Here is a 26,943-nt window from a genome sequence, read left to right as displayed (position 1 = left end):
AATCTTCTTATTTTATTGGGTGCATATTAATTGAATTATCTAAATTATCCTTTATTGAAGCATTAGCAACTGTTTTCAAATACTCCTTGTTTCCGATAGTAAATACAATCACACTGGCACCAAGATTCCAGCCAGGATAACCCCACGTAATTGTTTTAATCGTTCTTTTTGCTTTCAAAAGAGCAATCACATTTGATTCAGAAGTTTTAACGCCTAAATTAAATGTATTGTTATCATTAACAGAATGTAATAGTACATCTGTGATTCTTTCAGTGCTGTCTTTCCAAACTCCTGAAATAAAGTAATCTGCTTGTTTCATAATTTAATAAATTTTGTTGTGTTTTGTAGTCTTTTATATAGTAATGCTGTAAAAATTTCATAAATTGCCGTCTCAATGGAATTTTTTTTAATTTTTTTAGCATTACTATAATATATGGAACTTGAGTATAAGAAGGTTGCCACTTTTGAAGAAAAGAGTCAAGCTATTCAGGAGGTATTTACTCCCGAATTTAATACTCATTTATATAAATATGCAATCATTAGACTGAAAAGGTTTTTTAATATTAAGTATGATTTGGAAAAAGGGTTTCGCGGATTTATGATAGAAGATTTTATTGCTGAAACTATTGAATCTTTTTTAAGACCTGATGGCAGAAATTGGCATACTGAAACGTATCCTGACTTTAAAAAACAATTCATTAGTGGTCTTGATAGTGTCATTTTTAATACATTAAAAGTTGAACTTGAAAAAACAAAAGATACATTTGAAATTTTAGATAGTGATCCCGACAATTCATTTGATGATTCAGATTACAATGTTTTACTGTCGGCATGTTTAGATGAGCTAAAAGCGTTAAATGCAACTGATGATGAATTATTACTATTTGAGCCCTACATAATAAACGGAATGAAAAGAGAAGATTTGTCTAAATTGCTTGGGATTAGTATTGAAGAACTAACTAATATCAAAAAGAGATTAGATAGAAAACTTCCTAAAATTGGTGAAAAACTAAAAATGTTGAATTATGAAAAATAATTTCATCAAAAAAATTGACGAAGCCTTAATTAACAATCTCATTGAAGGTGATTGTGATGTTCATGACGAAATTCTTAATGAACTAGGATATGACCTATCGTCTATTGAAAGCATTTCATTAAAAAACTATCGCAAAAATTCGTTTATTTTAAAAGGTTTAATAAACAAACAGAAAGATTTAATACTTTTAGAAAAGGCTTCAACTCTCTTTCGCGATGCAATTGAAAAAAACATTGATAAACCAATAAGCTATCTGAAGAATTTGATTGCCAATAATCAATTTCAGGTGCAATACAGAAATTTAGATAATCTTGGAATAGATGAGATAAAAGAAATCATAAAAGACCAAAATCTTTTAGAAATTCTTGAACAATTGGAAAATGATCAAAAATAGAAAAGGTTCAAATAAGGCTAAAGAATTATTAAGTGAAATAGGATTTGATGAAATTACAGATATTCCAATGGATCTTTTTGTTGCCGGACTCGGAGCTACTTTAATAGAAGAAAAACTACCAAACTCAGACGGTAAAATTATTAGAGGAAATTCTAAAACTTTAATAAAGGTAAATTCTAATATTCAATTCGAAGAAAGAAAACGATTTACTATTGCACACGAAATCGGGCACTATTTATTACACAGCAAGTTAGATCTAGAAGTTCACGACGAAACATCCAATACTCTAAACTGGTTTAATAGCACAGAGCAACAAGCAAAAAAAGGAATCCAAGAATGGGAAGCCAATGATTTTGCTTCGGAGCTTTTAATGCCTGAAGAAGCTATTCGAAAAGCTACATTTAGGAAAAAGTTTTCTCCCGATTTAGTAAAAGAGTTATCAGAACGATTTAAGACAAGCCTAACATCAATAATATATCGTCTTTTATCTCTTAATATTTATCCGCTATTCGTAGTATTTATTAATAATGGGAAAGTTAGATATTGGAGCAAGTCAGATGGATATTGGATAAAAGTTAAAGAAATCACCAAATTATCACCACCAGAAGATTCTGTAGCACAGGAATATATTGATGCAAAATATGACTTTATATACTCAGGTAAGGACAAAGCACAACCAATTTACAAATCAACTTGGTTTGAATTAAAAGATGACGAGGAAGATACCGATTTCTATGAGTATTGTATCCCATACAAGCAGCTTAGTACCATAGTAAGTGTTGTTTGGGAAAATTAGTTTCCTATGATTTTCCATTGTAGGTTTTTATAAACCCAAATCAATTGTAATAACCTTTCTCTTTCAAAAATCTTTCCACTTCCCTCAAAATATGCTCATCAGCTAACCGGTGCTCTTCAAGAAATCGCTTATGATCAAGCTTTATTTCCCTAAAAAAAAGAAAAACTAGCAGAAAAAATAATAGTACTGATGGAAATAGCGCAATCATTCTTAAAGATTTAAATTATCATTGTTTTTTTTAAGTGATTAGAAAGTTTAATTACCTCATAATTGAAAAATTATACTATTCAATTCGGGAAAATGTAGTATTCGATTCGGGAATCCAACACCACACCGTTTGCAACCAATAACTCGCTAAAATAGATTTGCCCAATTCAAAACATAAATAAACGGCAAATGAAACTATTTTCCGAATCCTTAATGACAGAATTAGAAGCGCAATTAAAAACCATCCATTCCGAAACGGAAGAACCAATGCTATACGCTGAGCAAGCTATTAAAATACTAATACCGTCATTCGAAAAACTGAAAACAGAATTCTTAAAATACACTTTCGAAAAGAAAGCGGAAGAGATTAACTTCTTTCGTGAAATCAAACCGCAATTCGCAGCCAAACTGATTTATTACAACGAAATCTACAATATCGAAACAGGAAAACCTTTTGGCATTAAAAAAACGATCCGAAAGCACTACAACACCGAACTAATAAAATTACAGACTTTTTTCAAGGAAAACGCCGAGTTTTACAAATATTTCAAAACGGGTAATCAAAGTTTAGACAACAAATATTTTATTCGGGGTAAACACGATTTACGTCACACCTTAGACAGCTTTTATTTTCAGGCCGACCAACGTTTTTCAACTACCCATGATTATAAAGTAGCCAGGATTTTAGCAAATGATAAAATCAAAACATACTTAGAAAACGAAATTTCTAAATTAGAACAGAAACCCAATAACGTTAATACTACTAATACTAAAACTCAGAAATGGACAGGCTCTAAAGTGGCACTTATCGAACTAATCTACGCTTTGCACACCGAAGGCGTTTTCAATAATGGTACTTCCGAACTCAAAGAAGTCACCTCCTTTTTCGAATCAACATTCAATGTCGATTTAGGGCAATTCAACCGTACTTTCCTTGAAATCCGTTCCCGAAAATCCGAAAGAACTAAGTTCCTAAATACGTTAAAAGAAAAACTAATCCTTCGCATGGATGATGCCGATGAGAATTAATAAGGGCTGCCTAATAGCAACAGCCCCTATATTGTCATTGCGAATAGCCTGCAAGGCTATGTGGCAATCTCATCTTTTTCATTTCTCTTATGTCTAGTTCGACACTATCCCGGCAACCAATCCTTCAGTAATACTTTCAGCCAATCCATATTCAGCGCCATCCAAAGCTGCTGCAATATGCACAATCAGAATGGTCCAATCAGGATCAGTATTCTTTTTAGGCTTCTTCTTGGCCAAATAAGTAGAATGCCTGGCTATAGAGGTAGTAGTCAAGATAAGCTGTTTATCTCTTGCTGTTAGCAAAGAATCTTCCAGAACCACTTTTTCATAATCGGTCACGAACTTATATAGCACATCGCAATTACTTTCAGTATCAAAAGTTACGATTAGTGAATTGACAAAAGAAGAAAGACTCACTTTACCTTTTGAGGTTAAAGAGGAAGCAGCAATAATATCCGCAACACAAGTGTTTTTATGCTCCAAAATATAATTTATCCGCTCAGCCGAAACAGCACGGTACGTTGCAGTCTTTATGCTGTTGAAATTGGGGTTGGCATCAGCAAGGGCTTGTACCCTGCTGATAATATCGGAAACACTCGTGGGCTTACTACTGCTTTCATAATAGGATTCAAAAAGTTCATTATGAACCCAACCGGCTTCATCATAAGGATTAGCATTATAACCGGGTAGCTCATTAGTAGTTCGGTTCGTAAGTTCTCTGTTTATCATACGTTCCGATTTAGAATCTGGGGTAGTATCACAGGAAATAAAAAAAGTCAAAATAAATAGGCATGAATAAATTGTTTTCATGTTCGTTAATGTTTTAAATGTTACTGATTACTTTTTTTTCATCAGTTCATTTCGCCCGGGGTAATCTGAACTTGGTTTCGGCTTTGCTCATAACAAAACCGTTTGAATTCAGGGCAAAACTACAGGCATGTTTTGCACCTCACAAGCCAACAGATACACCATTCGGGAATCCAAGTAGGTGTGATTCGGGAATCACACACCATACGATGGCAACTAAATAACAACCCATCAGGAACTTACCATTCAACAGGGATATTCGCAATTTGCTACCATAATTCGTACATTTTAAACATTATTTTTTTACATTTATTCGCAATAAAAAGCCCCAAAAACACAATTATTTTGCATTTTTTCAATGCTTTAAGCGTCAATTTTTTAAAATGATTCAAAAAAGACACCTACTTATTACATTGCTTTTGTTTTCATACTATGTGGAAGCGCAGTTGACTTATGGTAAAATTCCGGATAGTCTGCTAGCTAAGAATTATAATTACCTCAACAAAGCCATTCTAAAACATAAAAATGATAAGGCCAAGTCCTTGCTATATGCACAAACATGGTTAAGAAAATCAGAAGCTAATAATGACTTTGAACAGGTTGCTTTGGCTTATAAATCGATACTTTACCTCTCCGACAAATCAACTTGGACAGCCTATGCCGATAGTATGTTGGTTGCAGCCAAGCAAACCAAAAACGATTTGACTATTGGTGCTGCTTACATGACTAAGGCAACAGTGTATTACGGGGAGAATGATAACAAAAAAGCCCTGGACAATTTTCTATTGGCAGACGAGTATATTGCCAAAACAGAGGATAGCTATTCTATGTATAAGGTAAAATTTGGCATTGCACAAACCAAATATTATTTAGGATTTTATGATGAAGCAATTAGTTTATTTAAGGAATGTATTGAGTATTTTAAAGAAGAAAACGATAGAGCGTATCTAAACTCGATTCATGGATTAGGAGTATGTTACAATAAAATTGGCAAATACGACTTAAGTTCAGTGACTAACCAACTAGGAATCAAAGAAGGGCGTAAATTGGAAAACCTCGAAATGGAACCCTATTTCATCCATTCTGAAGGAATTAATCAATACTTCAGAAACAATTACCAAAAAGCTATCAGTGATTTGAATACTGCTTTACCAAGTATAAAAAACAATAAAGATTTCGCTAATGAGACGGTAGCTTATTTTTATTTGGGCAAATGCTTTTGGTCCATTAGGGAGCAGGAAAAAGGAATTGAATATTTTAAAAAAGTCGACATAGCTTTTGAGCAACAAAAATACATTCGTCCCGATCTACGTGAGAGTTACGAATTACTAATAGATTATTTTAAAAAACAGGGCGACATTAAATCACAATTATATTACATCAATCAGTTGCTGAAAGTGGACAATGTACTTGGAACAAATTATAAATACCTATTAAGAAAAGTAGTCAAAGAATACGATACAAAAGAGTTGCTAAAATCAAAACAGGACATTGAAAATGCTATGACTTTCAGAGTAGTAATTGACTTTACTATCATTGTTATAATGGCGGTCATTATTGCATATTTAATCTACAGACATTTCAAAAACAAAAGACTGTTTGAAGAAATAATGAAACGTGATACCTCTAAAAGTAATATTCAAAAAAACAATTATGATCAACAACTGGTAATAGATACAACTTTAGATAAAATTGAAAAAACTATAGTTCCCGAAAATACTGATAAGCAAAACAGCCAGGAAATAAGCCCTGAGTTTGAAGCAGGTATTCTAAAGATGTTAGAGAAGTTTGAACAAGGCAAAAAATATTTGGAAAAAGACATGACCCTAACCAAAATGGCTTTATTGTTGAATACCAATAACAAATACGTAACGAAGATAATTTCCAAACACCGTGGAAAAGGCAGCATCGACTACATTACCGATTTAAAAACGGATTATATCATCGAAATGCTCAAAACCGATAGTAAATTCAGGAACTACACAAACAAAGCTTTAGGAGAAGAAGCCGGTTTTGGTTCCACTCAAAATTTTACTCGGGCCTTCAAAGCCCGAACGGGAATTACACCAACTTACTTTATTTACAAATTAAAAAAGGCAATAGCAGCGGGCAATTCACAATAAAATTTACTTTTTTCTTTCACAACTTGTGATTGACTTGTGATTTAAATCAAATCAATACAAACAATTTTGTGCCATAACAATCTAAAACATAAGTTATGGCAATCGAAGTAATTACCAGCGAAGACCTAAATGAATTTCGCATTCTCCTGCTTTCAGATTTGAAAGAATTATTGAAAGTTAATCCGGAACAAACCAAACAGTGGCTCAAATCCAAAGAAGTCCGCAAACTATTAAACATTTCTCCGGGAACACTGCAAACGCTACGCATCAACAAAACATTATCCTACACTAAAATTGGAGGTATAATCTACTATGCCTACAAGGATATTGAAAAATTACTCGATGAGAATAAAGTAAGTTCTGAGCGCACACTCTTTAATTCAAAGTAATTCAAATCATGAATTACATAAAGCACCTCACTGGCTTTTTTGATAAAGTAGCTAAAGATAGAATGTTGAATCCAACACATGTAAGCCTATACATGTCACTATTTCAATTCTGGAATTACAACCGATTCAAAAACCCGATAAGTATTTCGCGTGATGAGGTCATGAGAATAAGCAAAATAAGCTCAAAAGCAACCTATCACAAATGCCTAAAAATGTTGCATGCACAAGGCTATATCAAATACGAACCCTCATACAATCCATTCAAAGGGAGCCATGTTTTTTTATTCAATTTTTCAGAGGATTTAAAGCCTCTGCCAAAAAACAACAGTTCAAATTTTAAACTTGTTGATGAACAAGTTGTAGACAAGTCTTGTACTGGTTCTGAAACAAGTACTGAACAGGTTCATGAACAAGTCGTAGTACCTTATATAAACAATACAAACAATACAAACGATCTAAACAATTCAAACAGCTTAAACTTGGGCGAGCAAGCAAAAAAAATTGAAGAAGATAATTCCATTTTTAAAAATGGTGATGATTTGAAAGAAGAAAAAAGTTCCGCAAAAAAAGAAGAAATGCCGGTACAATCATCTGATGAGAAAAAAGATTCATCATCACAAGTATTTGCTGACTATGGAGCAGAGTGCAACAACATAAGTCGGCAAATACTCGCTAAAGTAAAACCGCCTGATTTAGATGAAGTCAAGTCACATTTCCTCCAACAAAACTTCCCAGAAATAGAAGCTCAAAAATTCTACAACTACTTTTCAAGTATTGGTTGGCTAGTGGGTGGAAAAATTCCAATGGCCGACTGGCAGGCCGCAGCAAGTAACTGGATGTTGAACGCACCAAAATTCATCTTAAATGAACGAACAGACAGAACAAAACAACTCGACACCTCAGCAAATAAGGACTATTCAGAACCTTTATAGCTATGAAGATATGGTGTTATGGATTGAAAAAAAAGGCCAAGAAATCTATGGTAATCATTTCAAAATTTATGAGAGTGATTATCCAATCATTTATAAACTTATCGCTTATTTTCTAAAAGATGAACCAACATGTTTTCAATATGGGATAAACCTCAACAAAGGAGTTCTTCTATCAGGTCCGATAGGCTGCGGTAAAACTTCAATTATGAACATTATGAAATACCTAACACCTACTGAACATAAATTTTTTGTAAAACCATGCCGGGATATAAGCTTTGAATTCTTTCAGGACGGCTACCAAATCATTCACAAATACAGTAAGGGGAAATTATATGAATCAGAGCCTAAAATAATTTGTTTTGATGATTTAGGAACAGAAAACAATCTAAAATATTACGGTAACGAATGTAATATAATGGCAGAAATACTATTAAGTCGCTATGATATTTTTATTGCAAAAAGAATCTCAACCCACATCACTACAAATCTATCAGCATCAGAAATAGAAACCCATTACGGCAAGAGAGTGAGAAGCCGAATGCGGGAACTTTTCAATTTAATAGCATATGATAACAATACTAATGACAAACGTTAAATCGAAAAATTATGAGTAAAGCAGTAGATCTTTTTTGGTCATGGTTCAAGGACCATCAATCTAAATTAAAAACCCTAACCACAATGAGTGCAAAAGAAAAAAAGCATTATGTATATTGGTTGGATTGGCACCTCCATTTTTATGCTCAGGGAGTAGATTTTATCTTGATATTCCCCAACCGAAAAAATGAAAAAACACAAATGATTATCTCAGCCAACGGAAATCCCGACTTTTTTAATAAAGTGGATGAAGTAATAAAATCAGCACCTAAACTGAAAGATTGGGAATTTATAGCATTCGTTCAACCATCCGCAGCTATTGACGAAATGGAAGCGGGATTAGATAAACCTTATGTGTTCAAAGATATCAACCTAAAAGCAAGCGAACTTAAATTCATGCCCTTTGAATACGAAGATTCAAAAAAGATTGACATGATTGTCTACCTGAAAAATTTTACGGTGCATTGCAACAATAAAAACCTACTTGAAGCAATATTCATAATTATACAAGACATAATTGGAGAAAAATCTTTGTATGAAAACATCAATTTTGTAGAATTAGCGCAACTGCCAGCACAGGAAGATGATGAATTAATTTACCTCTATGATTTACAATATTATCTTGACGAAATAAATACAAAAACTCAAACAAATAACAAGTTTTGAACAATTATCAACAAAATATAATATTTTAACGAATCATTTATGAAAAATCAATTCCATTTAATTAAATTTGTACTGTTTAGTTTTAAAAATGAAAAAATACCACTTTATAGTATTGATGTTATTAGGCATATTCTTTATACCTAATAGTAGTTATGCTTGCGGTGGTTGCTCTGAAAAACATACTTCAAAAAAAGAAGTATCTTCCAAAACAGACAAAGACAGTTGTTGCGAAAGTGACAGTCATTCCAAAACAAAAAATCATGACGGTTGCGGCGGTAAATGTGGTCATTCTAAATGTGCCTGTCCGTCAGCAATTAATGGTTTTACCGCGTCATCTGAACTTATTTTAAGAAATAATAATTTTGATTTATCTTTTGAAAAACAAAAGTTTTCTAACACAGAAACCTTTCTTTCTTCTGGTTTCTACTTCCTTTGGTTAATACCAAAAATAAGCTAAATCCCTTTTTTGACAGCCATAAGTGTGTCAAATTCATAGCGAATAGCTATTCAATTTAAAACAGTTTTAGATTTTTTTGTTGCACCTTTATTTGTGTTGCAATAACATTTCTTTCGCAGCTGTTATCTATTCAAATTTATCTTTTCAATAAAATCAAAGTAAATTACTTTGATTACTTAAACATTATTTAAAATGAAAAATTCATTTATAAAGGTAATGGTAGCAATAATTATTGTGCTATCAACCTCTGTCAGTGCACAAATAAAAAATGCTAAAACCGAAAGCGTTAAAGTTTATGGTAATTGCGGTATGTGTGAAACCAAAATCGAAAAAGCAGGAAACATCAAAAATGTTGTTGAAGTTGATTGGAATCAAGACACACAAATGGCAACAGTAACTTATGATGTTACAAAAACAAATCAAGATGAAATTCTAAAACGAATTGCTCTCGCAGGCTACGATAGTGACAAGTTTCTTGCTCCTAATGATGTCTATAATAAACTTCCCGGCTGTTGCCAATATGACCGTGTGGCTAAAATACCAGTAAAAGAAGTAATAAAAGTAGATGCAATATCCAGAGAAAATGGATTAAATGAAAATGACCATAATATGATGGCTGAAAATCAAGACCAGAACAATAGCGAACAGGCGAAGCAAAGTAATCAATTACAACCTGTCTTTGATAAGTATTTCTTATTGAAAGAAGCGCTTGTAAAATCAGATGCGAAAACAGCCGCTATTACATCAAAAGACCTTGTGACTTCTATCGAAGCAGTAAAAATGGAAACTTTGAAAATGGAGGTTCACATGGTTTGGATGAAAATATTGAAAGATTTAACCGCCGATGCTAAAAGTATTTCAGAAACACAAGACATCCAAAAACAAAGAGAAGCTTTCAAAACATTATCAAAAGGAATGTATGAAATAATAAAAGTTTCAAAACCTTCAGAAGCCGTTTATTATCAGTACTGCCCTATGCAGGATGCCAATTGGTTAAGCAAAGAAAATGCAGTCAAAAACCCTTACTACGGAGCACAAATGCTTACTTGTGGTAAAACAGTTGAAACAATTAAATAAAATTTAAAAAATAATAAAATATAAAAAATGAAAACAATAAAATTAAATTCACTTTACGCCATAGCTACTCTTTTAGTGGCATCATTATTCATAACATCTTGTTCAAAAGATAGTAGTTCTGCAACACCACTAAATGTAGATTATCCTGCGGCTTATGTAGTTAATGGTCAAGATGCTACAGTTTCGGTAATTAAATTATCAACTGGTGAAGTAACCGGCACTATATCGTTTCCTGCTTCGGCAATGGTTTCTTGGCCACATCATATTAGTTACCATCAAGGACATTTAGCATTAGGCGTTCCCGGAATGGATTTTAGCGCAGGTCATACTACTACAGGTTCTATGCCTGGTAAAATGTTGATTTTAGATGCAACAAACGGTTCAATAATGGAAAACTTAGATTTACCGGTTATGAATCATAATACAATCTATTCTCCTGATGGTACAGAAATTTGGGTGCCTCAAATGGATATGGATGGAAAAGTATTGGTTTACAATGCTTCTACTTACGCATTAATGAACACAATTACAGTAGGAATGATGCCTGCTGAATTAACATTTTCATCAGATGGTACCAAAGCCTATGTAGCCAATGGAGACGACGATACAGTAACTATAATTAATGTGGCTACTAAAGCAGTAATAACTACAGTGGCTGTTGGTAACAACCCGGTGGGTGCTTGGACAGGAAGTAACGGACAAATGTTTGTGGATAACGAAGACGGACAATCTATTTCAGTTATCAATGTAGCTACAAACGTTGTTGACCAAACAATTGCTTTAGGCTTCATGCCGGGTATTGCGGCTCATAACGGAACTAAAAATGAATTATGGGTTACCGACCCAATGAATGCAAAAGTACATTACTACACTTGGGATTCAGTTATGTCAATGTGGATGGATGCAGGGGTAATCAATGCAGGTGATGGTGCTCATGCTGTTGCTTTTACAACTGACGGAAATACAGCTTATGTTACTAACCAATCAGCTAAATCAGTTTCTGTAATAAATGTAACCAACCATACAGTTACCAAAACAATTACTGTGGGTAACAAACCAAATGGTATTGTTTTAAAAATGTAATTACAAGAAGGGTTTGTAGTAATAGCAAACCCTTCTTTAAATAAAGTAAGATGAAAAAAACACTAAATGTTATAAAGTGGATTTTCAAAAAAATATTCATTAAAAAATGTTGCCACTAATAATCTAAAAAGACAATAAAATGAAAAATATAATGCTTTCAGCCATAGCAATGGCATTTGTTCTAGTTTCTTGTAATCAAAAAAACAAAGAAGCTTCAACAACTAATTCAGAAAAAACAGAAAGTACCTCGCAATTATATGCCTGTCCAATGCACCCGGAAGTAACCGGTAAAAAGGGGGAGAAATGCTCAAAATGCGGTATGGAATTGACAGAGCCAGTTCCAACCGCAGAGTCAAAAACGACTGATACAATAGCAAAAAATGGAGCAAATGTTGATAGTGCTACAGTAACTCCAAAAGATTATGTAAATGACATTATAACGTGCTACATAAATCTTAAAAACAATTTAGCAAAAGATGATTCTAAAGGTGCTGCGGATAACGGAAAATTATTATTGGCATCGCTTAACAGATTTGATACAAAAACGCTAAATGCAGAACAGAAAAAGGAATATCTTGATATTGCCGATGATGCTAAAGAAAATGCAGAACATATTGGAGATAACGCTGGTAAATTAGAACATCAAAGAGAACATTTTGTACTTTTAAGTAAGGATATAAACGATTTAATTAAAATTTTCGGTTCTCACAGACAACTATACCAAGACTATTGCCCAATGGCAAATGACGGTAAAGGCGCAATTTGGATAAGCGAAGTTAAAGACATTAAAAATCCATACCAAGGCAGCAAAATGTTAACTTGTGGTTCTATCAAAAAAACGTACTAAATGAAAAAAAGCATCAAAAAAATAGCATGGATGACAGTTATTATTTTTTTGCTGATACAATGTTATCAACCTGCTCGTAACATAGGTTATGAGCAGCATTTTTCATCCAATTTTACAGAAATGTATAACGTACCGAAAAATATTGAAACCATAGTAAGAACATCATGCTACGATTGCCATAGCGATAATACAAACTATCCATGGTATTCTTATATACAGCCTATCCGCTTTTTCATGGATAGTCATATTAACAATGGGAAAAAAGACTTAAATTTCAATGAATTTGGAAACTATTCCGGTCGTAAACAACGGAGTAAATTAGAGGCAATTAGTAAACAAATACAATCTGATGAAATGCCTTTAAGTTCTTATACACTGATTCATAAAAACGCAAAGCTTTCCAAAACTCAAAAGCAAGAAGTAATAAAATGGTTAACTAAAATAAACGATAGTCTTTCATCTGAATATTAATATCATGGTCGAAAAATTAATAACCTTCTCACTGCAAAATCGATTTATTGTGCTACTTGTTGCCGCCGGTCTATTCGGTTGGGGCGTTTATAGTGTGCAACAAAATCCCATAGATGCCATTCCTGATCTATCCGAGAACCAAGTAATTGTTTTCACAGAATGGATGGGAAGAAGTCCTCAAGTTATAGAAGCTCAAGTAACTTATCCTTTAGTTTCAAATCTTCAAGGAATCCCTAAAATCAAAAACATCCGGGCAGCTTCAATGTTCGGTATGAGTTTCGTATACATCGTTTTTGAAGACAACGTCGATACCTATTGGGCAAGAACACGAGTGCTCGAAAGATTAAATTATGCTCAAAGACTTTTACCTCAAAATGTTGTGCCAACATTAGGTCCCGATGGTACGGGTGTGGGTCACATATTTTGGTATCACTTGGATGCTAAAGGAATGGATTTAGGTGAACAACGCGCCTTGCAGGATTGGTATGTGAAATTTGCACTCCAAACAGTTCCCGGCGTTGCCGAAGTAGCTTCTTTTGGCGGTTTTGAAAAACAATACCAATTAGTTTTAGACCCGCTCAAAATGCAATATTATAACGTCAGTATGATGGAAGTTATGAATGCGGTCAAAGCAAATAACAACGATGTTGGTGGTCGCAAATTTGAAATGAGTAACATGTCTTATATCGTCAGAGGGCTTGGTTACATAAAAAACATAAAAGATGTAGAAGCTATTGCCATCAAAAATTACAATTCCATACCGGTAAGAGTTAGAGACATCGGCTCTATACAAATGGGTGGTGATTTGCGTTTGGGTATTTTTGACCAAAACGGCACCGGAGAAGTGGTGGGCGGTATTGTCGTAATGCGCAATGGAGAAAATGCCGATAAGGTGATTAAGGCTGTAAAAACAAAAATGAAAGAGGTAGAAAAAGGACTTCCTGATGGAGTTACTTTCAAAACTTCATACGACAGAAGTGAATTGATTGAAAATGCTATAGCTTCTGTAAAAGGTACTTTAACCGAAGAAATGATTACTGTTTCCATAGTAATTCTAATCTTCCTATTTCACTGGCGAAGTGCTTTAATCATATTAATACAATTACCCATTTCAGTTGCTGTTGGATTTATCTTATTACAGGCATTTGGAATTTCATCCAACATAATGTCTTTAACCGGAATTGCTTTAGCAATAGGTGTCGTCGTTGATGATGGAATTGTTATGGTAGAAAATGCCTATAGGAATATTTCTGAACGACAACAGGAATTAGATAATACTAAAACATAGTGGATATGATAAGTAAATTTAAAAATATTTTCAAAAAAGAAAACGACCCATTATCACCTGAAGAAAGATTGAAAATTATCGAATCTTCCTCTAAACTAGTTGGTCCGGGAGTTTTTTATTCTACCATAATTGTTATAGCTTCTTTTTTACCTGTATTTCTTCTTTCAGGCATGGAAGGCAAATTATTTAGTCCATTGGCTTACACCAAGTCATTTATTCTAATTGTAGATGCTTTTTTTGCCATTACACTTACACCGGTATTAATAAGCTTTTTGCTAAAGGGAAAGCTAAGACCAGAAGAAAAAAACCCGATAAATAAAAAGTTAGAAAAATTCTATACACCTATACTAACCTTGTGTTTAAAATGGAGAAAAACCGTTCTGGGAGTAAATATAATAGCCCTATTAATTGGTGTGCTGATGTTTACACGTTTGGGTTCCGAGTTCATGCCTCCTTTAGACGAAGGTTCTATTTTGTTCATGCCGGTAACATTACCCGATGTTTCTAATTCAGAAGTAAAACGCATACTGCAAGTACAGGATAAATTGATAAAATCAGTTCCCGAAGTAGCGCATGTTTTAGGAAAAGCAGGAAGGGCAAATACAGCTACAGACAATAGTCCTGTTAGTATGATTGAAACCATAATCCTTTTAAAACCAAAAAGCGAATGGAGGGAAGGTAAAACAAAGAACGACATTATAACCGAAATAAATAATAAGCTCCAAATACCGGGAGTGACCAATGGTTTTACACAGCCCATAATTAATAGAATAAACATGCTATCTACTGGAATCAGAACCGATGTTGGTATAAAAATTTATGGCGAAAGTTTAGATACTATCAATGTATTAGCGCAAAAAATTAAAAAAACACTGGAAGGCACTTCGGGTGTAAAGGATTTATATGCAGAACCTATAACTGGTGGTAAGTATATTGATATCGAAGCTAAAAGAGAAGTGATTGGCAGATATGGTCTTTCTATTGATGATGTTAATAATGTCGTTGAAGCTGCTATTGGCGGCATGATCTTAACAACTACCATTGAAGGAAGAAGACGTTTTTCCGTAAATGCCCGGTATGCACAAGAATACCGAAATAGTCTGGAAGCATTAAAAAAACTACAAGTACAAACCATGCAATTTGGGCCAATTCCATTAGAGACCGTTGCCAATATCTCAATAAGTGATGGTCCACCAATGATAAATAGTGAAAACGCCATGCTTCGTGGCAGTGTATTGTTTAATGTTCGTGATCGCGATTTGGGTAGTACCGTAAAAGAGGCTCAAAAGAGACTAAACGATATGATGACCAAAATGCCTAAAGGATATTATATTGAATGGAGTGGCCAATGGGAAAACCAACTCAGAGCCAATAAAACATTGAGCCTGATTATGCCTATTGTTATCATGATAATTTTTCTAATTCTGTATTTTACATATCGTTCCATGAAAGAAGCAATAATCACAATGATTACCGTTCCTTTTGCACTCATTGGTGGTGTGTTCATGGTGTACTTTTATGGCATTAATTTATCCGTAGCCGTTGCGGTTGGATTCATTGCTTTGTTCGGTTTAGCCATCGAAACCGCAATGCTAATAACGATTTACTTAAATGAAGCCATGAACAAAATGGTGGCTGAACACGGTAACAGTAAAGAAACAATCACAGAAGCTATTTTAAGAGAATATATCATTGAGGGTTCTGCCAAAAGGTTACGACCAAAGTTAATGACGGTTTCCGTTTCACTCTTTGGTTTAATTCCTATTCTTTGGGCAACAGGTACCGGTGCCGATGTCATGCTTCCTATTACTGTGCCACTTATTGGTGGTACAATAACCTCAACAATATATGTATTATTAGTAACTCCGGTTGTTTTTGAAATGGTAAAACTTCGCGAATTAAAAACAAAAGGAAAAATAGATATTATCAATGCTAAGTAAAAAACATTATATGGTACTAAGTTGTTTGATATTCACTACTACGATAGTAGCACAAACAATTACACTGGATCAGGTTTTGACCAATATCAAAACCAATAATCCTCAATTAAAGATGTATGATGCCGATATCCAAAGTATGGATGCAGCGGCCAAAGGAGCCAAAAGTTGGATGCCTCCTCAAATTGAAACAGGGATATATATGGCCCCATATAATACGAAACTTTGGAAAGCAGATGATATGTCTCCGGGAATGGGTTCTTATATGCTAGGTGTTACTCAAATGATTCCAAATGCGAAGAAGCTAAATGCTGATTATAAATACATGAGCGCCATGTCTTCAGTAGAAACTGAAAACAAAAACTACACCATCAATCAGTTAAATGCTATTGCAAAAACAAATTATTACCAGTGGATTGTCAGCACTAAAAAAATTCAAATTGCTAATGATAACCTGTTACTTTTAGAATATATGATTAAGAGTATGGAAATTAGGTATCAATACAATATGGATAAATTGCCATCCTACTACAAAGCAAAATCCGAGTACAGCAAACTGGAAAGTATGATTGTTATGTTGCAAAATGACGTTTCTCAAAAAAGAATAATGCTCAATACATTAATGGCACGTGATATAAATACTCCTTTTGAAATCGATACCAACTATACCTTAAATGACTTTGCAACTATAAAAACAGATTCTCTTTCCCTTTCCCAAAGCAGAAGTGACATCAAAGCAATAGATAAAACCATCGCTTTAAACCAGCTAAAAATTGAAGCGGAAAAAACGAAATTTTTGCCTGAATTTGGAATTAAATACGATCATATGTTTGCCTTTGGTGAACAACCGCAACAATTCTCATTAATGGGGATGATAACTATTCCAATGCCTTGGTCAACAAAGATGAATAAAGCCAATATCAATAGTTTTCAAATTAAAAAGGAAAGCCTCAATTGGCAAAAGCAAATGATTTTAAATGAAACCTCCGGTATGCTTTCTGGCATGATTACAGAGTTAAATAATTTAAAAAAGCAATACAGTATAGCCGAAAAAAGTAGCATCCCTGCGCTAAAAAAAAACTACGATACAGCAGTTTTAGCATGGCAAAATAACACAGGTGACTTATTTGTGACTTTAGATGCCTGGGAAGCCTTAAACATGACGCAAATGGATATTTTAGATAAATTACAGGCTATCCTATTGACGCAAACAGAAATTGAAAAGCAACTCGAAATAAAATAGTTATGAATAAGTATTTAAAATACATAGTGACATTTATAATATTGATTTCCGTTGGAATTGGCGGCTATTTTTATTTCCAAAAATCAGAAAGTCACTCTGAACATTTACAACAGGAAATACTATATACCTGCTCAATGCACCCACAAATCATTAGAAAACAACCGGGAAATTGTCCTATTTGTGGAATGACTTTAGTTGAAAAAGTAACAAAAGACCATTCAAATCATAATGATAAAATAGAACACCTTTTAAAACCAACCGATAATTTTATCGTGGGGAATTTTGAAACAACAACAGCAAAAGACACTGCAATTAGCAATGACATAGTTTTACCCGGAATAGTGGCATTTAATCAAAACTCAGCCACTAACATCGCAGCAAGAATCAACGGTAGAATTGAAAAATTGTATGTGAACTACAAATTTCAGAAGATTACTAAAGGTCAAAAATTATTCGAAATATACAGTCCGGAATTGCTTACGGAACAACAAAATTTCATTTACCTAATTACAAACGATACCGAAAACAAATCTATTATTAATGCGGCCAAACAAAAATTGTTGTTATACGGTATGACCGGCAATCAAATTAATGGGCTCATAGCAACCAAAAAAACAAACCCAACCGTAACCATATACAGCCCAGCCTCCGGAATCGTGATGGGTACAGATAAAATGACGGATGCTAATGTTGCTGCAATGACGGATGCAAGCAGTAATACAGAAACATTAGACATCAAAGAAGGAAGTTATATTACCAAAGGTGCTATTGTTTTTAAACTATTGAATACAGACAAAGTTTGGGGAGTTTTTAATGTGCTTCAGGGCTATGATAATAGTATAAAAATAAATCAACCGATAGCAATTACCTCTGAATTAGATGAAAATGACACTATTAACAGCCAAATAAATTTTGTGGAAACACAATTAAATCAAGCGGATAAAACCAACAGAATAAGGGTGTATTTAAACAACAATAAACTTAAACTGCCTATTGGCTCAAGATTACAAGGGATTGTAAAAGTCAAATCAACAAAAGCCATTTGGTTACCAAAAGAGTCTATGGTTAGTTTAGGAAATCAAAAAGTTGTATTTCTTAAAAAAGAAAACGGATTTCAAGCAATTGCAATAAAAACAGGATTAGAAAACAACGATTATGTTCAAGTTTTAAACGGAATTTCTTCTAATGATACTATTGCAAAAAACGCCCAATTTTTAATTGATAGCGAGAGCTTCATTAAAACCAAGTAACAATGAAAAAAACAAAATACATTGGAATACTGATAATAGTATTTATCGTATTATCAGCATGCCACTCAAAAGACAAAGAAGACCATAGTGGTCATGATATGAATCCTGAAACAAATGAGCAAACAGACGTTAACGAAATTAGTTTAAGCAAACAGCAAATAAAATTAGGCAATATCACGACACAAACTATTGCCGAAACTCAAAGTAGCTTAAATCAAACTTTTACCGGTGTTTTGACAATAAATCAGGAAAAGGTTGCTACGATTTCTGCAAAAGCAATGGGCAGAATTGAAAAATTGTTCTTGAAAACAACAGGGGAATATGTCAAAAAAAACACTCCGGTTTATAGTTTGTATAGTGAAGATATTGCCATTGCAAAACAAGATTATAGTGCAGCTTATAAGCAATTGGCTATGCCGGGTGATTTTGGGAAAAATGCTCAAAACTTACTCAAAGCAGCCAAGCAAAAATTGCAATATTATGGGGTAACAAACAGTCAGATTGAAAATAATAAAGGGAATATAGATGTTTCACCATATACCACATTTTACAGTAATACAAGCGGCTATGTTTCAGAAATAATAGCAACAGAAGGCAGTTATGTAATGGAAGGTAGTCCCTTGATTAAATTAGCTGATTTAAACACTCTTTGGCTCGAAATACAAGTAAACGTAAACTACGCTAGGAATCTGTCTGTGGGGCAATCAGCTACTGTTTCCTTTGCTGACTTTCCGGAAAAAACAATAAAGGCTAAAATTTCATTTATCAATCCTGAAATAATACCCAATACGAGACTGCTGTTAATTAGGTTGCAAATACCAAATCAAAATTTACAACTAAAACCGGGAATGCAGGCCATTGCCAAAATAAACCAAGCAGCCGTTAAAGGGCTTTTTATACCTACAGATGCTGTTATACGAGAGCAAAACGCCTCCTATATATGGGTTGAAAAAAGACCAGGTGTGTTTGAAAACCTAATGGTTGAAACAGGCATTGAAACCAACGGGATGATTGAAATAAAATCAGAAATTGATGCTTCAAAAAAAATAGTGATTACCGGAACTTATGCTATTAATAGTGAATATAAATTCCGTAAAGGTAGCGACCCCATGGAAGGAATGAAAATGTAATTTAAATAGTAACGATGAACAATCTTAATCAAATAATACAGCAATACAAAAACGACAACGAAAGTGTTTACAATACGTGGTTTGTTGACAATGACCAAAGACTAAAAGCATTCCGAACAATTCGGCGTGGTGTTTTGCAGGTCATAGAGGATATCAAAAATAAAAACTTCCCAAATGATTTTAAAGAAAGTAGTTTAGAATTTGTGTTGAATTGTATTGCAGAACAAAAACAAGTTTTTGTTGGCGTGGCACATCCTTTCTATTGGAAACCCAAATTGCGCATTCCCGATATTTATGAAAACCAAAACAACAAAATAGCCTTTGGCCAATTCCTCGAAAACTGCATCAATGCTAAATCGGAAGAGCAAATGGTGAAAGAAATTGTAAAATTAGATGCGCTCAAAATTAAGGGGCTTGGACCGGCAGTGGCAAGTATTTTGTATTTTATACATCCAACCTGGTTTCCGCCATTCAATACAGCTATTCTCAACGGATTTAATTTCTTGTACAAAGACAAAAAGAAATTAGGAAGTTGGACAGAATACCTAAAAATCCGTGAAACACTACTCGAAACAAACAGCGCACATAAATCTGAATTATCCAATGATTTAGGAGCAATCGCAGGATTGTGTTTTGAAATCGGTACGCAAAAAATGTTAATTGGTAATGATGAATATTTGAGCGAAGAAGAACGAAATAAGTTTGAAAAAAACATTGTAAAACGCCAAAAGGAAATTCAGGAAGAAAAACAGGAAGAAAATCTTCATAGTGAAATGCAATACCATTTATTAAAAATTGGAGCGTCATTAGGTTTTGATGTTACACCTGCCAGTAATGATAAGAGTAAATCATTCAATGGGCAAAGTTTTTCTTTTATCTCTATGAATAAATTTCCGGAGTTACCTTGCGATAAAGATACACAAAACACCATTAAACTTATTGATGTACTTTGGTTTGAAAAAGGAACCAATAACATTATTGGAGCATTTGAAGTAGAAAAAAGCACTAGTATTTACTCCGGGATATTACGTCTTTCCGACCTCTATTTTAGCATTTCCGATGGTGATGAAGTATTCTATATCATCATCCCCGATAGCCGTGAAAAAGATGTGATTCAGCAACTCAACAGACCTGCTATTAAAAATTCAAAAATGGTTATCAAATACATATTGTTTTCGGAATTGAGAGTCAATTGTGATGCCATTTGCAAATTCGGTTCAGACCATTCAATAATGGATAAAATAGCAAAATCAATTGGAACCTTATAATATTTTTAAAAAAAAGGAGTTTTAACTCAAACCCAAAATCATGCAACTCAAACCCAAAATTGTGCAACTCCAATAAACCGCTATAACTGGAAATTTGTATTAAAATAACAACAGGATGATACATACTTATAACATTACCGGAATGACTTGTGATGGTTGTCGTGCCAAAGTCGAAAAAACATTGAATGCTATTGCTGGCGTTGAAGCCAAAGTTTCATTAAACCCACCCATAGCAACTATAACTATTGAAAAACACATTCCAACAACACAGCTTCAAGAAGCATTAACAGCAGTTGGAAAATACACCATAAAAATGACTAATGGAAAAAATCCACAGGAATCAAATACAAAGGAAGCTACTTCAAAATCTTGTTGCTCCACACATTCTCACAGCCACAAAAATGAAATAAAAGCGCCAAGTAATGCTAATGGAAAATACTATTGCCCAATGCATTGTGAAGGAGAAAAAGTTTATGACAAAGCAGGTGACTGCCCTGTTTGCGGAATGGATTTAGTCAAAGCACCAGAACTAATCGTTAGCAAGGCTCTATATACTTGTCCAATGCATCCCGAAGTAATTAGCGAAAATCCGGGTTCTTGTCCTATCTGCGGAATGGATTTAGTACCAATGAATCCTACTGACACCGAAGACCAAAAGACCTATAAAGATTTGGTTAAGAAAATGAAAATAGCAGTAGTCTTCACAGTTCCCATTTTCGCTATTGCAATGATAGAAATGGCGCACAATAATCCTTTATTGCAAATAATGGATGCCTCAAAATGGAATTGGGTGCAATTAATACTATCGCTTCCAGTGGTTTTTTATGCTTGTTGGATATTCTTTGTCCGCGCCTGGAAATCAATAATCACTTGGAATTTGAATATGTTTACCCTCATCGGAATCGGTACAGGAGTGGCATTTTTGTTTAGTTTAGTCGGAATGTTTTTCCCTGATATTTTTCCAAATGAATTCAAGACGGAACATGGTACAGTACTATTATACTTCGAAGCAACTACAGTTATTCTGACTTTAGTTTTGCTGGGCCAATTGTTAGAAGCCAGAGCGCACAGTCAAACCAGCGGAGCAATTAAAGAATTATTAAAACTCGCACCAACCGAAGCTACATTGGTTATTGATGGAAGCGATAAAGTAATCTCAATCCATGACATTAAAAAAGGTGACTTATTAAGAGTAAAACCTGGAGACAAAATCCCTGTTGACGGAAAAATAACCGACGGGGAAAGCAGTATAGATGAAGCCATGATTACGGGCGAACCAATTCCTGTCGATAAAAAGAAAGGCGATAACGTAATTTCAGGAACAATAAACGGAAACAAATCCTTTGTGATGGTTGCCGAAAAAGTGGGTTCAGAAACCCTGCTTTCTCAAATCGTGCAAATGGTAAACGATGCTTCACGATCCAGAGCCCCTATTCAGAAATTAGCCGATAGCATCGCCAAATATTTTGTGCCAATTGTTGTATTCATATCGATAATAACCTTTTTCGTTTGGGCAAAATTTGGTCCCGAACCTGCTTTAGTCTATGGCTTTATTAATGCAATCGCAGTACTAATTATTGCGTGTCCTTGTGCTCTCGGTTTGGCAACGCCCATGTCAGTAATGGTAGGTGTTGGTAAAGGCGCACAATCTGGTGTTTTGATAAAAAACGCTGACGCTTTAGAAAACATGAATAAGGTTAATGTATTAATTACCGATAAAACAGGAACTATCACCGAAGGAAAGCCATCTGTTGAAAAAATTTATGCATCTAATAACAATGATGATGAACTAATCCGAGCTATTGCTTCTTTAAATCAACACAGCGAACACCCGTTAGCACAAGCTGTTGTGAACTATGCTAAATCAAAATCCATTTCTTTAATCGAGGTAAAAGATTTTGAAGCCGTGGCAGGAAAAGGAGTTACGGGAACAGTAACCAATAAAAAAGTAGCATTAGGAAATAAAAAACTAATGGAACAAGTAAAGGCAAGTGTATCAAATGATTTGGAAAACAAAATTATTGCCGAACAAAAACTAGGAAAAACTGTTTCATATATTGCTGTTGATGGCATTGCAGTTGGTTATATCTCAATTACTGATGCAATTAAAATATCGAGTAAAGAAGCTATAAAAGAACTAATGCAACAAGGTGTTGAAGTAATAATGTTAACTGGCGACAATGTTAATACAGCCAAAGCCGTAGCAGATGAATTAAACTTATCATCCTACAAAGCAGGATGTTTACCAGAAGATAAATTAAATGAAATTAAACGTTTACAATCCGAAGGTAAAATTGTAGCCATGGCAGGCGATGGTATAAATGATGCTCCGGCCTTGGCACAAGCTAATATAGGAATAGCTATGGGAACCGGAACAGATGTAGCCATAGAAAGTGCCAAAATAACTTTAGTAAAAGGCGATTTGCAAGGCATTGTAAAAGCCAAGAATTTAAGCCATGCTGTTATGAGAAATATTAAACAGAACTTATTTTTTGCATTTTTCTATAATGTGTTAGGTGTTCCAATTGCAGCAGGGGTTTTATATCCATTTTTTGGAATTTTATTGTCGCCAATGATTGCTGCTTTAGCAATGAGTTTTAGTTCGGTTTCAGTAATTGTAAATGCATTGAGACTAAGAAATTTAAAGCTTTAACAAAACAAATTATGAAAAAAAAGTTCTCGCTTATAGTAATGCTTATAACTATAACAGTATCAGCTCAAAAAACGGTCCGGTACGATTTATACGTTCGCGATACCATTGTAAATTTTTCCGGAAAACAAAAACACGCTATTGCCGTAAATGGACAAATCCCAATGCCTACTCTAACTTTTACAGAGGGTGATATTGCCGAAATATATGTCCATAATGAGTTAAATGAAGAAACATCTATGCACTGGCATGGTTTGTTCTTACCAAATAAAGAAGATGGTGTCCCTAATTTAACACAAATGCCTATTAAACCACATACAACGCATTTATATAAATTTCCAATCATCCAACACGGAACGCATTGGTATCATAGTCACTCGGGGTTACAGGAACAAATCGGAATGTATGGTTCATTCATTATGAATAAAAAACCTGATGATCCAACGTTCAGAAAAGGGATTGATGATTTGCCAACCGTGCCTATTATTCTGAGTGAATGGTCCGATATAAAACCAGAAAACGTTCATAGAATGTTGCACAATGCTACCGATTGGTTTGCTATTAAAAAAGGAACAACACAAAGTTATGCCGAAGCTATAAGACAAGGATATTTTAAAACTAAAGTTGCCAATGAATGGAAGCGAATGAATGCCATGGATGTGAGCGATGTCTATTATGAAAAATTTCTAATCAATGGCAAAAACGAAAGTCAATTATCACAATTCAAGGGTGGAGATAAAGTCCGTTTACGAATTTCAAACGGCGGAGCATCAACATATTTTTGGTTAACCTATGCAGGCGGAAAAATTACAGTTGTTGCCAATGATGGTAATGATGTTGAACCTGTTGAGGTAGATAGATTAATAGTAGCAGTTTCCGAAACCTATGATATTATTGTTACCATTCCTGCTGATAAAACGGGTTACGAACTTTTAGCAACTCCCGAAGATAGAACAAAATCAACTTCAATATATATTGGTGGTGGCATCAAACAATTAGTTTCGCCAATGCCAAAACTTAAATATTTTGAAGGTATGAAAATGATGAACGGCATGATGAAAATGAACGGTGATTTAGACGATATGGGAATGCAAATGTCGCTGAACCAAATGGATATGAACGTAGTAATGTATCCGGAAATTACAGGTGAAGTAAAAGCAAAAGCAGCTGATAAAATGAGTAATATGAAAATGACGGAGAGCGATTATGACAGTAATAAACTTTCTGATATTGTTACCCTTAATTATGCAATGCTAAAATCCCCAACAAAAACATCACTTCCTAAAGATGCACCAGTCAAAGAGTTGAAATTTGAGCTAACAGGAAATATGAACCGCTACGTTTGGAGTTTAGACAATAAAGTAGTTTCTGAAACAGATAAAATTCTAATTAAAAAAGGCGAAAATGTTAGAATCGTGTTGTACAATGGTTCTATGATGCGACACCCAATGCACTTACATGGTCACGATTTTAGAGTATTAAATGGTCAAGGAGATTATGCACCATTAAAAAATATTGTGGATATAATGCCAATGGAAACCGATACGATTGAATTCAATGCCAATATTGAGGGAGATTGGTTTTTTCACTGTCATATTCTCTATCACATGATGAGTGGCATGGGTCGTGTTTTTACTTATGAAAACCAAGCGGCTAATCCTGAAATTCCAAACCCTAAATTAGCACAACGCAAGCTATTTGCTGATGATAGAAAATTTCATATTATGGCTGAAAATGATTTTGCCAACAACGGGAATGATGGAGCTTTAATGATTGCCAATACACGCTGGAGTATTGGTACGGAATGGCGATTAGGCTATAGTGATATGCACGGGTATGAAACCGAGACTCATATAGGTAGATATATTGGAAAAATGCAATGGCTAATGCCTTTTGTTGGTTTTGACTGGAGATATAGAAAAATGGGGATAGATGAACAAGAAAGAAATCTATTTGGGCAAACCAACTCAAAAGACAATAGATCAATGCTTACTGTTGGTGTAGATTATACTTTACCAATGTTAGTAATATTTCAATCCGAATTATTTGCTGACGGTAAAATACGTTTCCAACTGATGAGAGAAGATGTTCCTGTTTCCAAAAGGTTAAGAATGGGATTTATGGTCAATACCGACAAAGAATATATGGTTGATGCTCGATATATAATCGGAAGAAATGTAAGTATCAGAACCCATTACGATAGTGATATGGGATTTGGAATTGGAGCCAATTTGAGATATTAAAAAAATTAAAGCACAAATGATATTCCTGGGCAACAGCAATCTGAAGAGCGGGTAACAGCGCAACTGAAAAAACTAAATTTATATAGTATGAAAAATACAAAAATGATGGCAAAAATGTTTACGGTAATGCTATTCATAGCAGCATCACTTACAACAAGTAACATCAACGCACAAACCAAAACTAAAAAAGCAGCAATGAAAGATTGTTGCATGATGAAAGACGGTAAAATGATGTGTATGAAAGATGGCAAAATGATGCCCATGGACAAAGACATGAAAATGAAAAATGGCACAACCTGCATGGTAAATGGCGAATGCGTTATGAAAGATGGTAAAAAAATGAAAATGAAAGAAGGCGACTGCATGGACATGGATGGCAAAATGGATAAGTGTTCTATGATGACCAAAAGCAAAAAAATGAAAACCAAAAAACACACTATGGCAATGACCTACATCTGTCCAATGCACTCAGAAGTTACAAGTGACAAACCAGGAAAATGCCCTAAATGCGGAATGGATTTAGTCGAAAAAAAATAAATTAAAGTACATCTAACAGCAACAGGCAAATAGCAAAATAGGCTGTTTGCCTTTTTGTTATTAAAAAAATACTACTTTTACACTCGTGAAAATACTAACACTCATATTATCATTCTATTTAATTGGACTTTCCTGTATGCCTTGTGCAGATGGAGAGGCGTTTTTAACATCCAAAAAAGTAGAGATAGGCAACCAATCTGCACCACACCACGATAATGATGTGTGTTCTCCTATGTGTGTTTGCAGTTGCTGTGGCTGCCAAGGGTTTTCACTAAACATTACATACTCATATAGCCTGATTTCAATTAAGACTAGTATTGATAAAAAAGTACCTGAATACAAATCCGTTTTTGCTTCCAATTTCTTCGGAAGTATTTGGCAACCGCCTCAAATAGCATAATGAAGCCCGAGTAATTTCGGGTCATAGAGTTGTGGGCTTTCCACAGTATTTAATGGGCATTCGTGCCTAATTACTCATTCATTATACTA

At 34.2% G+C, this 26,943-nt stretch carries 26 protein-coding genes; 24 read left to right on the top strand and 2 right to left on the bottom strand.

Translation table 11 applies throughout. The features are described from left to right. Positions 1 to 7: 7 nt before the first annotated feature. Positions 8 to 319, bottom strand: coding sequence for a DUF3892 domain-containing protein (locus tag GUU89_RS11215; protein ID WP_162127996.1), 312 nt, complete (start codon positions 317 to 319; stop codon positions 8 to 10). A gap of 114 nt (positions 320 to 433) precedes the next feature. On the opposite strand from GUU89_RS11215, the gene GUU89_RS11210 reads away from it, so the two are divergent. From GUU89_RS11210 to GUU89_RS11195, 4 genes are all read left to right on the top strand, one after another. Further along, entirely contained in the window at positions 434 to 1,036 is a 603-nt protein-coding gene (locus GUU89_RS11210) for a hypothetical protein (protein ID WP_162127995.1), read from the top strand. After that, positions 1,026 to 1,430 carry a hypothetical protein gene (locus tag GUU89_RS11205; RefSeq protein WP_162127994.1) on the top strand — a complete coding sequence of 135 codons (405 nt, stop codon included), beginning with the start codon at positions 1,026 to 1,028 and terminating at the stop codon, positions 1,428 to 1,430. The genes GUU89_RS11210 and GUU89_RS11205 overlap by 11 nt, the downstream gene beginning before the upstream one ends. Then, a complete protein-coding gene (locus GUU89_RS11200) occupies positions 1,417 to 2,226 on the top strand; it encodes an ImmA/IrrE family metallo-endopeptidase (protein ID WP_162127993.1) in 810 nt (269 codons plus the stop codon). The genes GUU89_RS11205 and GUU89_RS11200 overlap by 14 nt, the downstream gene beginning before the upstream one ends. 396 nt (positions 2,227 to 2,622) lie before the next feature. After that, positions 2,623 to 3,462 (top strand): RteC domain-containing protein, encoded by an 840-nt coding sequence (locus tag GUU89_RS11195; protein WP_162127992.1) that lies wholly within the window; start codon positions 2,623 to 2,625, stop codon positions 3,460 to 3,462. Between the two features lie 93 nt (positions 3,463 to 3,555). On the opposite strand, the gene GUU89_RS11190 is transcribed toward GUU89_RS11195, so the two are convergent. After that, positions 3,556 to 4,272 (bottom strand): hypothetical protein, encoded by a 717-nt coding sequence (locus GUU89_RS11190; RefSeq protein ID WP_162127991.1) that lies wholly within the window; start codon positions 4,270 to 4,272, stop codon positions 3,556 to 3,558. A gap of 380 nt (positions 4,273 to 4,652) precedes the next feature. Between GUU89_RS11190 and GUU89_RS11185 the strand changes: the two genes are divergently transcribed. The 20 genes from GUU89_RS11185 to GUU89_RS15350 all read left to right on the top strand — a co-directional run bounded on the left by GUU89_RS11185 (position 4,653) and on the right by GUU89_RS15350 (position 26,854). Next, positions 4,653 to 6,392, top strand: coding sequence for an AraC family transcriptional regulator (locus GUU89_RS11185; protein ID WP_162127990.1), 1,740 nt, complete (start codon positions 4,653 to 4,655; stop codon positions 6,390 to 6,392). Between the two features lie 95 nt (positions 6,393 to 6,487). Then, complete coding sequence (locus GUU89_RS11180; RefSeq protein ID WP_162127989.1) at positions 6,488 to 6,781, top strand: helix-turn-helix domain-containing protein; 294 nt, start codon at positions 6,488 to 6,490, stop codon at positions 6,779 to 6,781. Positions 6,782 to 6,789: 8 nt separating this feature from the next. Further along, complete coding sequence (locus GUU89_RS11175) at positions 6,790 to 7,713, top strand: transcriptional regulator (RefSeq protein ID WP_162127988.1); 924 nt, start codon at positions 6,790 to 6,792, stop codon at positions 7,711 to 7,713. After that, positions 7,646 to 8,308 carry a P-loop NTPase family protein gene (locus tag GUU89_RS11170; protein WP_162127987.1) on the top strand — a complete coding sequence of 221 codons (663 nt, stop codon included), beginning with the start codon at positions 7,646 to 7,648 and terminating at the stop codon, positions 8,306 to 8,308. The genes GUU89_RS11175 and GUU89_RS11170 overlap by 68 nt, the downstream gene beginning before the upstream one ends. A gap of 11 nt (positions 8,309 to 8,319) precedes the next feature. Then, the gene (locus tag GUU89_RS11165) at positions 8,320 to 8,973 is read left to right on the top strand and encodes a hypothetical protein (protein ID WP_162127986.1); all 654 of its coding nucleotides are present in this window, start codon (positions 8,320 to 8,322) and stop codon (positions 8,971 to 8,973) included. An 88-nt stretch (positions 8,974 to 9,061) separates the two neighbouring features. After that, on the top strand, positions 9,062 to 9,430 hold the full coding sequence (locus tag GUU89_RS11160) for a hypothetical protein (RefSeq protein ID WP_162127985.1): 369 nt from the start codon (positions 9,062 to 9,064) through the stop codon (positions 9,428 to 9,430). Positions 9,431 to 9,622: 192 nt separating this feature from the next. Then, entirely contained in the window at positions 9,623 to 10,507 is an 885-nt protein-coding gene (locus GUU89_RS11155; protein ID WP_162127984.1) for a DUF3347 domain-containing protein, read from the top strand. Between the two features lie 27 nt (positions 10,508 to 10,534). Then, positions 10,535 to 11,590 (top strand): YncE family protein, encoded by a 1,056-nt coding sequence (locus tag GUU89_RS11150; protein WP_162127983.1) that lies wholly within the window; start codon positions 10,535 to 10,537, stop codon positions 11,588 to 11,590. A gap of 139 nt (positions 11,591 to 11,729) precedes the next feature. After that, on the top strand, positions 11,730 to 12,437 hold the full coding sequence (locus GUU89_RS11145) for a DUF3347 domain-containing protein (RefSeq protein ID WP_162127982.1): 708 nt from the start codon (positions 11,730 to 11,732) through the stop codon (positions 12,435 to 12,437). Then, positions 12,438 to 12,908, top strand: coding sequence for a heme-binding domain-containing protein (locus GUU89_RS11140; RefSeq protein ID WP_162127981.1), 471 nt, complete (start codon positions 12,438 to 12,440; stop codon positions 12,906 to 12,908). A 4-nt stretch (positions 12,909 to 12,912) separates the two neighbouring features. Next, a complete protein-coding gene (locus GUU89_RS15155) occupies positions 12,913 to 14,196 on the top strand; it encodes an efflux RND transporter permease subunit (RefSeq protein ID WP_162127980.1) in 1,284 nt (427 codons plus the stop codon). Positions 14,197 to 14,201: 5 nt separating this feature from the next. Continuing rightward, positions 14,202 to 16,136 (top strand): efflux RND transporter permease subunit, encoded by a 1,935-nt coding sequence (locus GUU89_RS15150; protein ID WP_162127979.1) that lies wholly within the window; start codon positions 14,202 to 14,204, stop codon positions 16,134 to 16,136. Next, the gene (locus GUU89_RS11125; RefSeq protein ID WP_162127978.1) at positions 16,126 to 17,376 is read left to right on the top strand and encodes a TolC family protein; all 1,251 of its coding nucleotides are present in this window, start codon (positions 16,126 to 16,128) and stop codon (positions 17,374 to 17,376) included. The genes GUU89_RS15150 and GUU89_RS11125 overlap by 11 nt, the downstream gene beginning before the upstream one ends. Positions 17,377 to 17,378: 2 nt before the next feature. Beyond that, a complete protein-coding gene (locus GUU89_RS11120) occupies positions 17,379 to 18,626 on the top strand; it encodes an efflux RND transporter periplasmic adaptor subunit (protein WP_162127977.1) in 1,248 nt (415 codons plus the stop codon). 2 nt (positions 18,627 to 18,628) lie between these two features. Next, positions 18,629 to 19,756 (top strand): efflux RND transporter periplasmic adaptor subunit, encoded by a 1,128-nt coding sequence (locus GUU89_RS11115; RefSeq protein WP_162127976.1) that lies wholly within the window; start codon positions 18,629 to 18,631, stop codon positions 19,754 to 19,756. A 14-nt stretch (positions 19,757 to 19,770) separates the two neighbouring features. Continuing rightward, positions 19,771 to 21,024 carry a hypothetical protein gene (locus GUU89_RS11110; protein ID WP_162127975.1) on the top strand — a complete coding sequence of 418 codons (1,254 nt, stop codon included), beginning with the start codon at positions 19,771 to 19,773 and terminating at the stop codon, positions 21,022 to 21,024. Positions 21,025 to 21,139: 115 nt separating this feature from the next. Continuing rightward, positions 21,140 to 23,677, top strand: a complete 2,538-nt coding sequence (locus GUU89_RS11105) for a heavy metal translocating P-type ATPase (protein ID WP_162127974.1) — start codon at positions 21,140 to 21,142, stop codon at positions 23,675 to 23,677. A gap of 11 nt (positions 23,678 to 23,688) precedes the next feature. Next, positions 23,689 to 25,917, top strand: a complete 2,229-nt coding sequence (locus GUU89_RS11100) for a multicopper oxidase domain-containing protein (RefSeq protein ID WP_162127973.1) — start codon at positions 23,689 to 23,691, stop codon at positions 25,915 to 25,917. A gap of 87 nt (positions 25,918 to 26,004) precedes the next feature. After that, entirely contained in the window at positions 26,005 to 26,454 is a 450-nt protein-coding gene (locus GUU89_RS11095) for a DUF6799 domain-containing protein (protein ID WP_162126029.1), read from the top strand. A 136-nt stretch (positions 26,455 to 26,590) separates the two neighbouring features. Continuing rightward, on the top strand, positions 26,591 to 26,854 hold the full coding sequence (locus GUU89_RS15350; protein ID WP_317163889.1) for a hypothetical protein: 264 nt from the start codon (positions 26,591 to 26,593) through the stop codon (positions 26,852 to 26,854). The last annotated feature ends 89 nt before the right edge of the window (positions 26,855 to 26,943 follow it).

The sequence above is a fragment of the Flavobacterium phycosphaerae genome (assembly GCF_010119235.1).
GTDB classification, from domain to species: domain Bacteria; phylum Bacteroidota; class Bacteroidia; order Flavobacteriales; family Flavobacteriaceae; genus Flavobacterium; species Flavobacterium phycosphaerae.
Note: the sequence above shows the minus strand (reverse complement) of the source record. Positions and strands in the feature narration are given on the sequence as shown.

What these genes read in the sequence shown, in the direction of transcription:
- GUU89_RS11100 (WP_162127973.1), top strand. Translation starts at nt 23,689, where the DNA reads ATGAAAAAAAAGTTCTCGCTTATAGTAATGCTTATAACTATAACAGTA.
- GUU89_RS11180 (WP_162127989.1), top strand. Translation starts at nt 6,488, where the DNA reads ATGGCAATCGAAGTAATTACCAGCGAAGACCTAAATGAATTTCGCATT.
- GUU89_RS11195 (WP_162127992.1), top strand. Translation starts at nt 2,623, where the DNA reads ATGAAACTATTTTCCGAATCCTTAATGACAGAATTAGAAGCGCAATTA.
- GUU89_RS15155 (WP_162127980.1), top strand. Translation starts at nt 12,913, where the DNA reads ATGGTCGAAAAATTAATAACCTTCTCACTGCAAAATCGATTTATTGTG.
- GUU89_RS11125 (WP_162127978.1), top strand. Translation starts at nt 16,126, where the DNA reads ATGCTAAGTAAAAAACATTATATGGTACTAAGTTGTTTGATATTCACT.
- GUU89_RS11095 (WP_162126029.1), top strand. Translation starts at nt 26,005, where the DNA reads ATGAAAAATACAAAAATGATGGCAAAAATGTTTACGGTAATGCTATTC.
- GUU89_RS11200 (WP_162127993.1), top strand. Translation starts at nt 1,417, where the DNA reads ATGATCAAAAATAGAAAAGGTTCAAATAAGGCTAAAGAATTATTAAGT.
- GUU89_RS11145 (WP_162127982.1), top strand. Translation starts at nt 11,730, where the DNA reads ATGAAAAATATAATGCTTTCAGCCATAGCAATGGCATTTGTTCTAGTT.
- GUU89_RS11115 (WP_162127976.1), top strand. Translation starts at nt 18,629, where the DNA reads ATGAAAAAAACAAAATACATTGGAATACTGATAATAGTATTTATCGTA.
- GUU89_RS11170 (WP_162127987.1), top strand. Translation starts at nt 7,646, where the DNA reads ATGAACGAACAGACAGAACAAAACAACTCGACACCTCAGCAAATAAGG.
- GUU89_RS11120 (WP_162127977.1), top strand. Translation starts at nt 17,379, where the DNA reads ATGAATAAGTATTTAAAATACATAGTGACATTTATAATATTGATTTCC.
- GUU89_RS11160 (WP_162127985.1), top strand. Translation starts at nt 9,062, where the DNA reads ATGAAAAAATACCACTTTATAGTATTGATGTTATTAGGCATATTCTTT.
- GUU89_RS11205 (WP_162127994.1), top strand. Translation starts at nt 1,026, where the DNA reads ATGAAAAATAATTTCATCAAAAAAATTGACGAAGCCTTAATTAACAAT.
- GUU89_RS11165 (WP_162127986.1), top strand. Translation starts at nt 8,320, where the DNA reads ATGAGTAAAGCAGTAGATCTTTTTTGGTCATGGTTCAAGGACCATCAA.
- GUU89_RS11150 (WP_162127983.1), top strand. Translation starts at nt 10,535, where the DNA reads ATGAAAACAATAAAATTAAATTCACTTTACGCCATAGCTACTCTTTTA.
- GUU89_RS15150 (WP_162127979.1), top strand. Translation starts at nt 14,202, where the DNA reads ATGATAAGTAAATTTAAAAATATTTTCAAAAAAGAAAACGACCCATTA.
- GUU89_RS11175 (WP_162127988.1), top strand. Translation starts at nt 6,790, where the DNA reads ATGAATTACATAAAGCACCTCACTGGCTTTTTTGATAAAGTAGCTAAA.
- GUU89_RS11185 (WP_162127990.1), top strand. Translation starts at nt 4,653, where the DNA reads ATGATTCAAAAAAGACACCTACTTATTACATTGCTTTTGTTTTCATAC.
- GUU89_RS11155 (WP_162127984.1), top strand. Translation starts at nt 9,623, where the DNA reads ATGAAAAATTCATTTATAAAGGTAATGGTAGCAATAATTATTGTGCTA.
- GUU89_RS11210 (WP_162127995.1), top strand. Translation starts at nt 434, where the DNA reads ATGGAACTTGAGTATAAGAAGGTTGCCACTTTTGAAGAAAAGAGTCAA.
- GUU89_RS11140 (WP_162127981.1), top strand. Translation starts at nt 12,438, where the DNA reads ATGAAAAAAAGCATCAAAAAAATAGCATGGATGACAGTTATTATTTTT.
- GUU89_RS11190 (WP_162127991.1), bottom strand. Translation starts at nt 4,272, where the DNA reads ATGAAAACAATTTATTCATGCCTATTTATTTTGACTTTTTTTATTTCC.
- GUU89_RS11105 (WP_162127974.1), top strand. Translation starts at nt 21,140, where the DNA reads ATGATACATACTTATAACATTACCGGAATGACTTGTGATGGTTGTCGT.
- GUU89_RS11215 (WP_162127996.1), bottom strand. Translation starts at nt 319, where the DNA reads ATGAAACAAGCAGATTACTTTATTTCAGGAGTTTGGAAAGACAGCACT.
- GUU89_RS11110 (WP_162127975.1), top strand. Translation starts at nt 19,771, where the DNA reads ATGAACAATCTTAATCAAATAATACAGCAATACAAAAACGACAACGAA.
- GUU89_RS15350 (WP_317163889.1), top strand. Translation starts at nt 26,591, where the DNA reads ATGCCTTGTGCAGATGGAGAGGCGTTTTTAACATCCAAAAAAGTAGAG.